The following is a 13,565-nucleotide window of genomic DNA, read 5'->3' on the forward strand; positions in this document are numbered from 1 at the left end:
ATCAAAGAGTTCTCCGGAATTTGATACTTCCCGATTGCACGGAATCTCTGAAAATTTCCAGAATTCCGTTCTGAGCGGTTTCAATTTCTGCAAGAGAAACCGGACCCATTGAGTTCCCTTCCAATCTGACTGAGGATGCCAGCGCAGGATCCAGCTTTTCGAGTAGAATCCTTCTGGTCTCCAGTTCAGTACCTTGGAGTGCCACTGCGATTACGATCGGATGTATCCTTGAAAGGAAACGATTTAACATTTCCCGATGTAAGTCCAGCAGATCCTCCATTCGGAAGAGGTGCTCGTTTATATTTTCGGCAAATCCGGGGTTCTTTTCGCGTATCCGGTGGAATAATTTCTGGGAATCCTGAGGATCCATTCTTGTCAGCAGGTCGGCCGCGGTCTTTCCAATTCTGTCTCTAACGGCTGTGGCAGATCCCTTGTGCTCCAATACCTGCTTTTTGAACCGAAGAAATCTCTCTAATTTATCCTGTTCCAGGTCCGAAGATAAGTCCAGATCTCTGATTTGTAGGATGATTTCTTCTTGATCAGAGTCCGGAAATTCTTCCAATACCCTCGCAGAGTTTTCAGGGTCTGCAAAGCAGAGAACCAGTGCGATTTGGTTCGCGCTTTCTCCTGCTACAATTCTGGAGAGCTGTTCTTTGTCGTAACTCCGCAGTTCTAAAATCCAGTCCGGTTCGGACTTTCCATCTTCCTTTAAAATGGATTCCAGTTCTTGGATCAGTGCTAGGGTATCCTTGTCAGTCCCTTCCTTCGGGAGGGAAGATTGTAGCCCTTGCAGAAAGGAGCCGAGTAGCTCCCTTTCCTTTTTTGGATCTAACTTTCCGGTCTTATGAAAGCTCTCTAAAAGTCTGCTGGTATCCTTGGGTCCAAGGTGGGTGAATACCTCCGGCGGGAGATGTTGTCCCAAAATCCGGAGGATATTCCCCGCCCGATGTAAATTTTCGGACGGGCTTCCCATTAGGTTGCTTCCTCTTCAGATAACCAGGTGCGTAACAGCTGCGCTACTTCTTCCGGTTTTTCTTTGGCGAGGGTGATCGCATTTTCGAGAAGTTCTCTTCTTAGTTTTTCGTCTAGGGAGAGCTCTACTTCTGCGCTTCCGTCGTCCATGACTCGGAGGGCTGCTTCTCTCATCATCTGTTGCATTGCAGCAAGTTCTTCTTCGCGTAGTCTGCGGCGACGTGCGATTTCTTTCTTGATTGCTCTGTAGATGAGAATGGTCAGTATCAGGAAGAGTATGATTACGAGAGATGCGATGACCATCTGTCTGATCGCTTTCTGTTTTCTTAATTCTTCGTCTTCTAATGCGAACTGTGCGCTTCTATCTTTGGCTATGCTGATGACCGAGATCTGATCTCCTCTCGCTTTGTCGATTCCGACGGCTGCTTCTAAGTTTTTGCGGACTAAGCGAAGTTCATCTTCTGAGACTGGAATATATTTTCTATCATAGCCGGTTCCGTCTTCTTTTTCCTTTTTCTCCCATTGTCCGTCGATTACCACGGAAAGATTTACTTTGTCCACTTTCCAAGGTTGCTTTTGCACTTCGCTGACCCTACGGTTGAATTCGTAGTTATTGATATTCTCGGATTTTTTGTACTCAGCTTTTTGGTAATCGGTGTCCTTGTAACCAGGAGGAAGGTTTGGTTCGGTTCCTGCGGGTCCGTCAGGAGTGAATCCTCTTCCCGTAAATTCCTCGGTGGTTTCTTTAGAGGAAACTTTTAGGCTGTATCCGTCTACGAGTTTAAGTTCTGAGTAAGGAGTGTTAGGGTCATCGGGAGTCGCTACTACTGGAGTGACAGTATTGTCTTTGAAAGACTCCTTGTCCCAATTTAACATATATTCAAATCTCGTAATATCTACTCTGTCCTCGCCGCCCAGATACCAACGCAGTGTATTGCGAACATCGAGTAATCTTTGCACCCTTTGTTCTTCTTGGATTCTGAGTTTTTCTTGGACTACTCTAAGCTCGAGTCTTTCTTTTTCTAAGTCTTCTTCAAAGTCAGAGATGATCTTTCCATCCGCGTCGGCGACTACTACGTTTTCAGGCTTCAATCTTGGCACCGCGCGAGATACCAAGTATACGATCCCTTTTACTTCCTTTTTGGAGATTCCGTCGACTCCTGGGATAAAATGAAGGATTACGTGAGCAGTGACCGGGGAGCTGTTGGAGGAGAAGAGTTCCTCTTCGGGCATCGCGATGTTTACATAGGCCTTTTCGACCGGTCGTAAAGTCATCAAGGATTGCTCGATGGCTCCTTTGAGTGCCCTGTATTTTTTGATGTCCTTGTCAAACTGGGTCTCTGTGAATTTTTCCACATTGAATAGTTCCCAGCCTTGCACTCCCGCCGGGATCAAATTCTCCTGGGCGAGTTTTGTGATGATCTCCTGTCTTTGTTCCGGATCCACAGTGATCATGCTGGTGTCCGAGGAGCCGTAAGAGTATCCCATAGAATCCAATTTCTTGCTCACATCTGCAAAGTCCTTGGAAGTGAGGTCTTTAAATAGAACCACTCTGTTCTTTTGGGAAGAAACCGTGGCGAGTAGGCCCAAAGCGACTAAGATGGTGAGCGCGACACCTCCTAGAATGAGCTTCTTTGTCATATCAAGGGATCCGAAGAACTCCTTAATGTTATCTAAGATTTTCTGCAACTGCTCTGGCATAATCCTTCTCCGCCTGAACGAAATTACGGGACATAATAGATTTTCGGAAAGAAAGTACAATTCCTTTTTAAAAAAACTTTAGAAAAATTGAATACGCATTCATTTGTTTAGTTGTTTTTGTCTAGTGGGATAGCCAAAAAATTTCTATTGTGCGTAACGGATTTTAAGGAATGACTGTGTAGATTGATGCTTTCGGAAGTTTTTCCCGACACTTCACAATATGTCTAAACAGGATTTCGATGATCTGCGTTCTGTGAACGAATATTTTCAAACTCTCTTGAACCAGGAGAGACTAGAAAAAATGGAATACGTTCTCTCTCATCGTTCCAAGTACTTAACAATTGTTTTGGAGGATATCTTTCAACCGTTCAACGCGAGCGCTACACTCCGTACTGCGGAATGCTGGGGGCTTTGTGATATTCATGTTGTCGAGCACAGGAATAAATACAGGCCTGTGAGCGGGATTACCATGGGCGCCGAGAAATGGTTGAATCTTCACAGATACAGCGAGCCGGAACAAGAAAACACAAAGACCTGCATCGACGGATTGAGAAAGCAAGGATACCGGATCGTCGCCACATCTCCGACGCAGAGTGAGAAAACTTGGGACTTGGAAAGCCTTCCTTTAGACCAGCCGATTGCGGTCTTGTTTGGAGCAGAGGAAAAGGGGCTGTCCGAAGTTGCTCTCGCAGAATCTGATCTGAGATTAAAATTGCCGATGTTCGGATTTACGGAAAGTTATAATATTACTGTCTCTGTTGCGATTGTGCTTTCTAATCTGGTGGCAAGAATCCGAAAAGAAGTCTCCCATCCTTTTTTATCCGAGGTGGAAAAGGAGCTCCTAAAGAATGAATGGTTTCGTAAAACGATTCCCAGGGGGGAGCTCATACACTCTGAGTTCCTAAAAAGAAAGAAAGGAAAAGAATTTTCCCCTTGAACCTTTTGTGTTTCGATCGGATCAAATAGGATCAGTTTGCTTTGTACCTATCCAAAAGAGGAAAACAATGACTAAAGAAGAGATACTTTCTTTCTTAAAAAAATTTGGAATCATTTTTGCCATTCTATTCGGAGTGCTTTTTTTGCTCAGGCTGCTTTATGCGTACGTAGTAGAAGACACAGTTCAAAGAAGAGAGCCCGTACAGTATCACAACCAAATTCAAACTCAAACTGAAACCTCCGTTTCGGGAGGTGAATTTAGTTATTCTAGAAAGAATTACGCATCCGAAAAACTTTCTACTGGCAAATCCATAGATGCCCAAAGTTCTCAGAAGTACGAAAAGATCGCGAATATCTCTTCTAGAAGCGGAGACTTTGAAGAGGACGAAAAGAAAGCCAGGAAAACAGTCCAGGATTTCAAAGCAATCATTCAGTACGAGCTCAGTTCTGGACTTCCGGGAAATCGAGTCGTACAGCTTGGCATAGGAGTTCCACCAGAGAAATTTGATTCTATGGTCGAGGCAATCCGCGCAATCGGAAAGATTCAATCTATCTCAGTACACAAGACAGATAAGACGAATGAGTACATGGATATTACTGCGAAACGATTGTCTTTAGAGAAATCGCAAAAAGGACTTTTGTCTCTGAAAGGGCGGGGCGGAAAAATAGATGAATTGATTACTCTAGAAAAGGAAATTCTAGAAACCGAAAAGAATATTCAGGACCTAGGAGTGAAGCTAGGTGAGTTCGATTCTGAGAACGAATTTTGTACGATTAAATTCTCGATGAGTGAATCGGACTATAGTCCAAGTTTCATTTACAGTCTGTTAAAGAAAGTTAAAATTTCTTTGGAGTGGACGATCGAGTACTCATTAATGTTCACTTTTGTGTATTTATTTGCATGTGCTGGAGCCCTCATCAGCTGGTTCTTCTTTAAGAAATTTATACAATTCTTAAAAGACCAAGAGATCTTGAAGTAAGTTACCGAACCCATTTCTTGTCACAGGGTCGGTTTCATTTTAAACCTTTCTAATTACAAGGTCGGTTATGATTAGCGACAAGACCGACCTATGTCTATTAACATTGATCTAATTTTCTTTTGGAACCTTGCGATGTATTAAAGGAGTCTAATATATAGCGAAAAGACAAGTCGACCGAGGCTAAAAGTTCTTGAAGTGAAATTCTTCGAAAGAGAACTTTATGAAAGTTTTATTGATCGCACTCCTTTTCGTTTTTTGTTCCTGCTCCTTCGGAAAAGAGGAAAAAAGGATCTGCGATCCGATTCAGTACTTAACCGCTTATTCCCATGATTCTTGTCGTACGATTTACGGAGGAGAAGCCGCGAGAAATCCGGCTTATTATGCAGAGGATTATTTTTGCAGAATCGTAAACGACTTTCAGGAGTATAAGGTGATCGTTGGTCAGGATTCGAGTATGGACCTGGCTCGTAAATATCCGGGCTTTTATAATCCTTTGACAACTCAGTTCGTTGCAGTCAGTTCCAATACTACATGCGATATGATCGAACAAATTTCAAACATTCATTCGAGCAAACCCGAGGCGATCATTTACTCCACGAACGGCGGGAACGATCTGGCTTGGAACCTGCCCTCTAAAATCGTGGTCGATACATTCAAGAAGCTAGTCCAGATCACTCGAAATCGCTGGCCGTTAGCTAAGCTAGTCGTGATCGGAGTACATCCAAGTTTTGCACCTTACGGAAACGACCGAAAGGATGAAGTGAATCACGCAGTTCAGGAATTTCTAAGTGAGCAGCCAAATACCTGCTATATAGATCCTCTTCCATTTTTTGGAGTTAAGGAAAAAGAAAGGCCTCCTTTAAATCTGATGCGGGATCCTTTACACTACAATAGTTTTGTCAGCTTCGAGATCAAGAGTGCAATCTCTTCTTCTTGCGGAGTAGATTTTTGATCAGAATAGGTTCGATCTAGAAAAGAAAAACTGTAGCAGTTTTCGGACTTGAGTTTGAGGAACTCCTGCGCCTAGATATTCGCCGTCTATCCAGATTTCAAAATGCAAGTGAGTGTTTTCCTCGGTTCCCTTCGCTTCTCCCATAAGGCCTGAGTTTCCTACAGTGCCGATATGTTGCCCAGCCTTAACTTTTGTTCCTACAAGCACGTCTCCCTTAATTGTAGAGAGGTGATTAAACGAACTCATAACGCCGTTCCCGTGGTCGATCCAGACCTGTCTTCCGCCGAAGTCCTTTTCTACATAGGTGACTCCGTTTTTTTGCGCCACTTCGGAATGGTAACGGAATTCTTCCATAGTCATGGGTGAATAATCCCAGTCGGCTCTCACGATCACTCCGTCCGCCGGCGATATGACCGAATCTTTCGGATTCACCTTTCTTATAGTTCCATCTTGGTCTCTGCAGTAGTAAATGTCCAATCCCTTGTGGATACCGTTTCTATATTCCCTAGGAGCGCCCGGCAGTTCGTAATCTCTGAGTGGTAAAATTCCATTCGGAATCGGAAAATAGTAACCTGTAAGTCTGGAAGGAACTCCGTTCAAAATAGAAGTATTTAAGAAAATCTTAAAGTCTCCTATGACCACGCTATCTCCTTCTGATTTCGGAAAAGTGATTTTTAATACGGAAGCATCAATCGGACGAAGCTGATGAAAGTTGTTCAGATCCACCGTTTCATTTTTCAGAATCGTTTTCCAGTTCTCTTGGTATAACACTTGGATTTCATAAGAAGAGACGGAGCGCTTTCCCTTATAAATAGGAACACTGATCTCTACCCCATTAATCAACCTTTTGGAACCGAAGTCCACGATGATCCATTCCGGTCCGGATTGGACACCCGAGTACCAGTATGTTTTTGGATTCGTATCAAATAAATTGAATGCACCCAACTCAGGCAATAGAGAACTAGATACTGAATAAGTAAACGGTGCAGTTGTCCATCTTCCAAAATCCAAATAATCTACTTCGGAACCTAATTGTCCGAAAGTAGGGGAGATCGGGTTAGAATGCGTTTTTGAACTGAAAAACGCGATCCAAAGGATCGATAAGATTCCGATTCGTTTCATTTTTTAGATCGAATCGGGGTTCCAGGTTCTAGTGGAGCGTGAGAGGAAAGAATCGCTTCGGCTTCTTGAGTTTTCCAAGAGTCCAAAAAGCTCGGATCTTCTTGGCTTAGATCTGGGCGTAATGCAATTGATGCACCGTCCTTTCCTGCATAGAGGGATCTCCTGCCGAAAAATCTTCCGGAAGCTTCTTCTGGTTGAACGATCTTTTCACTTTCTCCTCTCATCTTATACGCTATTTTGGCGTTTTCGGAGTAGGTCTTGAATTCTTCCGGATTTACAGAAATCCCGTGATCTGGTCCGTCGAGATTTTTATCTAGAGTAAAATGTTTTTCTAATACACTTGCTCCGAGGGCGATCGCAAGGCCACCGGCCATTGCACCGGAAGTATGATCGGAAAATCCCAAGGGTCCCGGAAAGATCTTTTGGTAATAGGAAATTGTCCTTAGATTTGCCTTTTCCGGAAGAGTAGGGTAGAGGGAAACGCAATGAAATAAGGCTAAATCCTTCACTCCGAGATATTGCAAAAATTCTAATGCTCTAACCACTTCGAAACCTTCTGCGGCACCCGTTGACAAAAAGAGCGGGAGTCCTGTGCTCGCACACTTTTCAATCAGACTCCGATTCACGATATCCCCACTAGCTATTTTTAGAGCTCCGACTCCAATGGATTTCAAAAGATCCACGCTCGAAGAGCAAAGAGGAGTAGAAAAAAAGAAAAGCCCTTCGTCCTCCGCGGTCTTTTGAAAAAACCGATGCATCCTTTCTGATAATTCATATTTTTTGAATATTTCGATCAGCACTTTCGCTTTCGGATTGTTGGTGTCGATAAATTCTTCAGTGATATAGCTCTGAAATTTGACCGCGTTTGCTCCGGCTCTTTTTGCGGCCTGTATGGTTCGTTTTCCAATCTCTTCGTCTCCATTATGGTTCAGACCGATTTCTGCGATTAGAAAAGGAGGCGAATCCACTCCGATCTCTTTGTTGTTTTTTAGCCGAAAGTTTTTAGAGAACACGATTTATTTTCCTGATTCACTGATGGTTTCTACTGAAAAGGGAAAGACGCGATTTCTATTCATCAATTCGTAACTCAAATTTAAGAAAGATTTGGTTTTTCGAAGATGATCCTCGCAGTCTTTCAGCCTGACTTCGCAATGGTTTTTTTCTTTACTAGGAGGCATGGGAAAAGTCGCTTTTAATTCTCCATCAGTATACTTATACAATAGAAAGTCATTCTCCACCCAGCCTACCACACTAGAGAATGCAAAATAACTTCCACCATTAGAATCCTTGGGTAAAGAAAACAAATCCCTACCCATCGCGGAGAATTTGAATCTCTTTTTCACGAGGCCTAAGATGGTCGGTATCAAATCCAGTTGCGAAGATATCCTTTGATCTATTGCCGGTTTGACATATTTCGGAGAATAGATCAATAAAGGGATATTTCTGTCAGAGTATGGATCCAAGTTTCTATGGTGGGTATGATCTGCTACAAAAACAAAGATAGTATTTTCGAAATATTTTGATTTTTTTGCCTTTTCGATGAATCTTCCGATTCCGTAGTCCGCATAATGGTAAGTGTTAAAATAATCTTCCTCTTGAGTTGAAGCATCAAACACTTTTTTGTAATCAGCAGGAACTTGATAAGGGTAATGGGTGGTTAACGTGAGTGCCACCGCTACAAAGGGGTTTTGGGCCTTGGAGATTTGTTCGTGCAGTTCCTCAAGTACATCTGCGTCAAAAAATCCCCAGGCTCCGGCTTTGTATTTGCCGGTCTTTTCGATTTGTTCCTGACCAATGATTGTATCGAATCCCCAGTGCGGAAAAAGGAAACTCATATTATCAAAACTAACGTCTCCTCCGTGCACGAATAGAGTATGGTATCCCGCTTGTTTTAAGATAGTTCCTAATCCGGAAAAATTCCCCAATACTTGATGAGTTCTTACCGCTGTGATTCCAGGCCTATCCGGAATTCCGGTCAGAATGGACATGAGTCCGTTGGTGGTCCGTCCTCCGGTCGCAAAGAATCTGTTGAAATAATGGCCCTGTTTCAACAGCCGATTAAAATTTGGAGCTACTTCTATTCCATCGACAAGCCCGGGGCCGTTTGGTCTTATGAACTTTCCGGTCCAGCTTTCCAAAATGACCAGGACTATATTGGGAGGAGTTCCTGTTCTTGTTTCGGTCGTTTCTCTTAACAATGGATATTCATTGTCTATGAATTTTGCACCTGGATAAGCGATTTCTTTTCTTACGATGTCCAGGGAATCAGAAAAGGACATCTGCAAGTCCGGATGAATGCTTTTGGACTTCATGTCCATCGTAGTGGTGAACACACCATTCAAAGGAAGGTTATTCAAAAAATTATTTTCTGATTGGATTGCGTCAGTAGGTCTGAGCGGTCTGGGCTGTATTCCGCCTCTAAATAGGAAAAATACAACGAGGATTGAGATCGGAATCTGAACATACTCCCGAATCCTGGCTTCCTTTGAATATTGGTAGGGAGAAAATTTAATATATGCAAAGATTAAAGAAGGAAGTCCTACAAAAATTCCGGTTAATCCTAACACAACTTTAATCGGATCGTTCTTGAGAGCAGCAGCGATTACGATCAACAGATCCCGACCAAGAAACACGATCCCTTCGTATCCCAAATGTTTGTTCGCGTCTCCGAAGTAGATGATATCTCCGATTAGATGTCCGATCATCCAAAGAAAAAGAGGGATCGCAGGAAGGCCCCAAACGTAATGGAAGGCCTTGAATCGATTCAGATAATGTATAGAGGAAAGCAGCCAAATCGGGCCAATTACCATGGAAATCACTGATAGATCGAATCTAACTCCGATCAAAAATGCTTTCAGAACTTGTGCTGTTGTAGAGCCGTCCAGCTTATCAAAGTATACGATAAAGAAAATAAATCGGTAGATCGTGAGTGTAAGGAAGAAAAGGAGCGAATACGCCCCTACGATTTTAAAATTGCTCGGAAGTCGTTTCATTAGGTATTGATAGGCACGAAGTTTGTCGGAACTTTTTTATGGTCACGCCATTCCGAAAAGTCGGAAAGTTTGGTAGACCAAGAGTGAAGAACCATAAGCAAGTATCGTCATATAGGCGAATAAAAAAAACGGCCAAAAAAGTGAATTTGTCTCTTTGCGAACCACTGCGAGCGTAGACATACATTGGCAAGCAAAAGCGAAAAAGATAAGTAGACTCACACCGCTTGCAAAGTTCCAGACAGGCTTTCCTGTAATCGGATCCATATCCTTTTTTAAAGCCGATCTCAAATTCTGGTCCTCGGAATCATCGCCTTGCACTCCATAAACTATGGATAAAGTAGAGACCATGATTTCTCTTGCTGCAAAGGAAGTCAGTAGTCCGATTCCCATCTTCCAACCGAATCCGATCGGCTTCAAAATCGGCTCCATGGTTTTTCCAAATCTTCCCGCATACGATTCGGAAATTTGTATCGATTTAGCTTCTGCTAGAGAATGCATTTGCAATTTGCTTTCTTCCACTCTCGGATAGTTCGCTAAAAACCAAAGGAGTATAGAAATGAAAAGTATGATCTTTCCGGCGTTCGCAACGAAAGCTTTGATCTTACGATATACTGTCAGTACCAGTCCCTTGATAGATGGAATTTGGTATCTAGGAAGTTCCATTAAGAAATAAGAAGGTTCCGATTGGAAAAAGGTCTTTTTAAAAACCAGTGCGGCTAACATGGAAGCGATCATCCCGAGCACAAAGAGACCGAATAGCACCAAAGCCTTTGTCTGAAAAAAACCGAAGATAGGTGTCGAAGGGAATACTGTTCCGATGACTAAGATGTATACCGGGTATCTTGCCGAGCAGGTGATCAACGGTGAAACAAGAATGGTCGTGATTCGATCTGCTTTGTTTTCGATCGTACGAGTTCCCATAATCGCGGGAACTGCGCAGGCTGCAGAAGAGAGAAGAGGAATGAAAGATTTTCCGGAAAGTCCAAACCTTCCCATAAATCGATCCATTACGAAGGAAGCCCTCGCGATATAACCGCTCTCTTCCATAATCCCTATAAAGAAAAAGAGCAGACTAATTTGAGGGATAAAGACGAGCACAGCTCCGACTCCTCCGATCACTCCTTCCTGGATAAGAGCTTTAACCGGACCATTCGGCAGCAGAGTTCCGACCGTATCCGCAAGATGTCCGATCTCGGTGTCGATCCAATTCATCGGAAACTCGGACCAGGAGAATAAGGATTGGAATACCAAAGCCATAATTCCCAAAAAGGAAAGTAGTCCCCAAAAAGGATGCAATAGAACTCGATCTGCTTTTGATAGTAATGATCCGGATTTTACTTCGGATCCTATTAGGCTTTTTGAAAGTAGTTTTTTGATCCATATAGATCTTTGGATCAGTTCTTCTCTGTAGCTGAAGCGCAATCCTGAGGATTCGAATTCGGATACCAATACTGATTTGGCTCTTTCTGGCAAAATGGAAAGACCGGGCAAACCGTTTTGCAATTTTTCTCCCGACAATTCTTTGAGAGAGTTTTCCAAAACGAATCGAAAAGAATCTAGATCGTCGCTCGTGAATTTACTCACCAGATTATCCAAGAAGTTCTGTCGTTTAGAATCCCACTGAAATGTAGGATTCGGAATCCTGTAACTGGATTCCTGAAACAGAGTTTCTCTTAGCTCATCAACTCCTTCTCCGGTTCTTGGGTTGACGAATACGAAATCACATCCGAACTCTTCGGATAGTTTAGAAAGTTCTAATCTAAGTCCTTTTTTTTCCAAGGTGTCTTTCATGCTCACCGCAACGAGCATCGGGATTTTTAGAGCGCAGATTTGTAATAGAAATTGTAAGCCCCGTTCTACTGCGACTCCGTCTAGAAGGAATAGAACTCGATCTGAGGATTCTCTAAACAAGAGCATCCTTGTAGTTACCTGTTTGTCTTCCGATTCTCCTCCGAGACTGTACGCACCCGGAAGGTCGATCAAAGAAATGGATTCATCTCCGTGGATAATTTTTCCTTCTGCCTTTTCTACTGTGACACCTTGGTAGTTGCCGGTCTTTTGGCGGAGTCCGGTCAGATCATTAAAGAGGGTAGATTTACCACAGTTCGGATTTCCGGTCAGCAAGAGTCTGAAGGATTTAGGACGAATTTCGGTTTTCTGTCGGTTCTCCCTACGGGGCGCGACTTTCACTTTGTATCTCCCAGCTCGATCAAATCTGCTTCAATTTTTCTTAATGCAAGTTCAACTAGTCCGAGCTTTACTACCAGTTTACCCTGACTTTTAAATTTTGCTACTACTCGAATTTTCATTCCGGGTAAAAAACCCATATCGAGCAGACTTTTCAGAATTCCTTCCGTCCCCGGAACTTCCTTTAGATTGCTCAAGACGCCTTCCTGTCCAACCTCAAGGTCAAACAAAGATTTGCTCATTTAATAAATCTCTCTCTATCCCGGACCAAGTCAATATCTGGCGCGAAGGTGCGAACATAACGATCAAAATAAATGATCTGTTTGATAAGTAGGCCGAATTCTCTTGGAATTCGTAGGCCGTTTCTTTGAGCGATTTCCCTGAATTCAAAAAGGATCGCATTGAGTTTGCTTTCATCAAAGGCTTCTAAAGCGCCCATCTGGATTCCAATCACCATATCCGTCATCTGGCCAAATACTTTCTCTAAATCCCCGGCAAGACGGGCTTCGTCTACTCCGTGAGCGGTCGAATCCATCTGGACTAATCCGTGCGCGATTCTATCTGCTCGATTATTCGCGAGACCTTCCAGAAAGGTCATCAATCCTTCCCAGACTTTCGGAGAAATTCGTCCGACGATTCCGAAATCGATAAAGCCTATGGTGCCATCCTTAAGCACCATTAAGTTTCCTGCATGTACGTCCGCGTGAAAGAAGCCGGATTTTGCCAATGTAGAAAACCATACTTCAAGTGCATTGGAAAGTGTTCTCTGCGGATCTTGGGAATATGCCCTGAGAGAAGATTCGTCTGTAATCGGAGCACCGTAAAATCTTTCCATCACCAGGACTTTTTTGGTGCTAAGTTCCTTGTATACTTTTGGAACTCTTGCTCTGGTTTCTCCGTAAGAAAGAAGTACCTTTTCGAATTCTTCTATATTGTCCGCTTCTTTTATAAAATCTATCTCTTCTAAAATCGAGGATTGGAACATTTTCATCATGTCCGAAAGTCCGGAGCGATTTAAGCCAGGCACGAATTTCTCGAATAAAAGGCTGGCGAGATAGAGTAGGTGAAGGTCGGCACCCAGCGCGGATTCTATATCAGGTCTTTGGACTTTTACGACAACATCTAGTCCGTTTTTTGTAGTTGCAGAATGGACTTGCGCAATCGAAGCGGAAGCGATCGGTTCAGGATCAAAAGTTAGAAAGTGGTCTTCTAATTTGCCGCCTAATTCGGTCCTTACTGTCTTTTCAATTTCTTTGAATGGAACTGGACGGACCTGGTCCAAGCATTTCTGCATTTCGGTGACGATCTCTTCCGGAAATAAAGATGGGGCTGAAGCAATAAATTGACCTAATTTGATATAGGTAGCTCCTAACTCTTCAAAAGCTTCTCGCAATCGTACCGGAAAGTTGTGCGAGGCTTCTCCACCGACGGCAAGATCCTTCAACAGCAAGATCGTTTTTGTGGAAAATACGAGTCCACTAGATACGATGCGGCTCGCACCGCCTAATCCTAGGCGCAGGTTCTCAATAAATCCTGCCATACTCCCAAATTAAGAGGAAAGGTTGTGAGCACAATCCAAATCAAATCGCAGAACAAAATCGCTTTCGAATTTCGAGTCTGTAGACCGAGGTTTCACATGCATGATTTTGAATGAATAAGTGTCCCAGTACTGTATTTTAGTTTACGTAATTATCACGAATCAGAGTATGGCTCTCGAACGAT

At 43.1% G+C, this 13,565-nt stretch carries 11 protein-coding genes; 3 read left to right on the forward strand and 8 right to left on the reverse strand.

All coding sequences use genetic code 11. The annotated features are described in order from the left end of the window. Nucleotide 1: 1 nt before the first annotated feature. Nucleotides 2–973 (reverse strand): FliG C-terminal domain-containing protein, encoded by a 972-nt coding sequence (locus CH373_RS09600; protein WP_100713383.1) that lies wholly within the window; start codon nucleotides 971–973, stop codon nucleotides 2–4. Next, entirely contained in the window at nucleotides 973–2,673 is a 1,701-nt protein-coding gene (gene fliF, locus CH373_RS09605; RefSeq protein WP_100713384.1) for a flagellar basal-body MS-ring/collar protein FliF, read from the reverse strand. Before fliF ends, CH373_RS09600 begins: the two co-directional genes overlap by 1 nt. A gap of 220 nt (nucleotides 2,674–2,893) precedes the next feature. Between fliF and CH373_RS09610 the strand changes: the two genes are divergently transcribed. From CH373_RS09610 to CH373_RS09620, 3 genes are all read left to right on the forward strand, one after another. Beyond that, nucleotides 2,894–3,610 carry a TrmH family RNA methyltransferase gene (locus CH373_RS09610; protein WP_100713385.1) on the forward strand — a complete coding sequence of 239 codons (717 nt, stop codon included), beginning with the start codon at nucleotides 2,894–2,896 and terminating at the stop codon, nucleotides 3,608–3,610. Between the two features lie 67 nt (nucleotides 3,611–3,677). After that, nucleotides 3,678–4,589, forward strand: a complete 912-nt coding sequence (locus CH373_RS09615) for a DUF4349 domain-containing protein (RefSeq protein ID WP_100713386.1) — start codon at nucleotides 3,678–3,680, stop codon at nucleotides 4,587–4,589. 220 nt (nucleotides 4,590–4,809) lie between these two features. Beyond that, nucleotides 4,810–5,541: an SGNH/GDSL hydrolase family protein gene (locus CH373_RS09620; protein WP_100713387.1), complete on the forward strand. Its 732-nt coding sequence runs from the start codon at nucleotides 4,810–4,812 to the stop codon at nucleotides 5,539–5,541. Here CH373_RS09620 and CH373_RS09625 read toward each other — a convergent pair whose 3' ends face one another. The 6 genes from CH373_RS09625 to CH373_RS09650 are packed head-to-tail and all read right to left on the reverse strand — an operon-like array spanning nucleotide 5,542 to nucleotide 13,383. Next, nucleotides 5,542–6,663 (reverse strand): M23 family metallopeptidase, encoded by a 1,122-nt coding sequence (locus tag CH373_RS09625; protein ID WP_100713388.1) that lies wholly within the window; start codon nucleotides 6,661–6,663, stop codon nucleotides 5,542–5,544. Next, entirely contained in the window at nucleotides 6,660–7,679 is a 1,020-nt protein-coding gene (locus CH373_RS09630) for an N-acetylneuraminate synthase family protein (RefSeq protein ID WP_100713389.1), read from the reverse strand. The genes CH373_RS09625 and CH373_RS09630 overlap by 4 nt, the downstream gene beginning before the upstream one ends. After that, nucleotides 7,680–9,656 (reverse strand): LTA synthase family protein, encoded by a 1,977-nt coding sequence (locus tag CH373_RS09635; protein WP_100713390.1) that lies wholly within the window; start codon nucleotides 9,654–9,656, stop codon nucleotides 7,680–7,682. A gap of 42 nt (nucleotides 9,657–9,698) precedes the next feature. Continuing rightward, nucleotides 9,699–11,846, reverse strand: coding sequence for a ferrous iron transport protein B (feoB, locus tag CH373_RS09640; protein WP_100713391.1), 2,148 nt, complete (start codon nucleotides 11,844–11,846; stop codon nucleotides 9,699–9,701). Beyond that, complete coding sequence (locus CH373_RS09645) at nucleotides 11,843–12,085, reverse strand: FeoA family protein (RefSeq protein ID WP_100713392.1); 243 nt, start codon at nucleotides 12,083–12,085, stop codon at nucleotides 11,843–11,845. Before CH373_RS09645 ends, feoB begins: the two co-directional genes overlap by 4 nt. Next, nucleotides 12,082–13,383 (reverse strand): ABC1 kinase family protein, encoded by a 1,302-nt coding sequence (locus tag CH373_RS09650; protein WP_100713393.1) that lies wholly within the window; start codon nucleotides 13,381–13,383, stop codon nucleotides 12,082–12,084. The genes CH373_RS09645 and CH373_RS09650 overlap by 4 nt, the downstream gene beginning before the upstream one ends. Between the last annotated feature and the right edge of the window lie 182 nt (nucleotides 13,384–13,565).

This window comes from Leptospira perolatii, assembly GCF_002811875.1.
In the GTDB taxonomy this organism is placed as follows: domain Bacteria; phylum Spirochaetota; class Leptospiria; order Leptospirales; family Leptospiraceae; genus Leptospira_B; species Leptospira_B perolatii.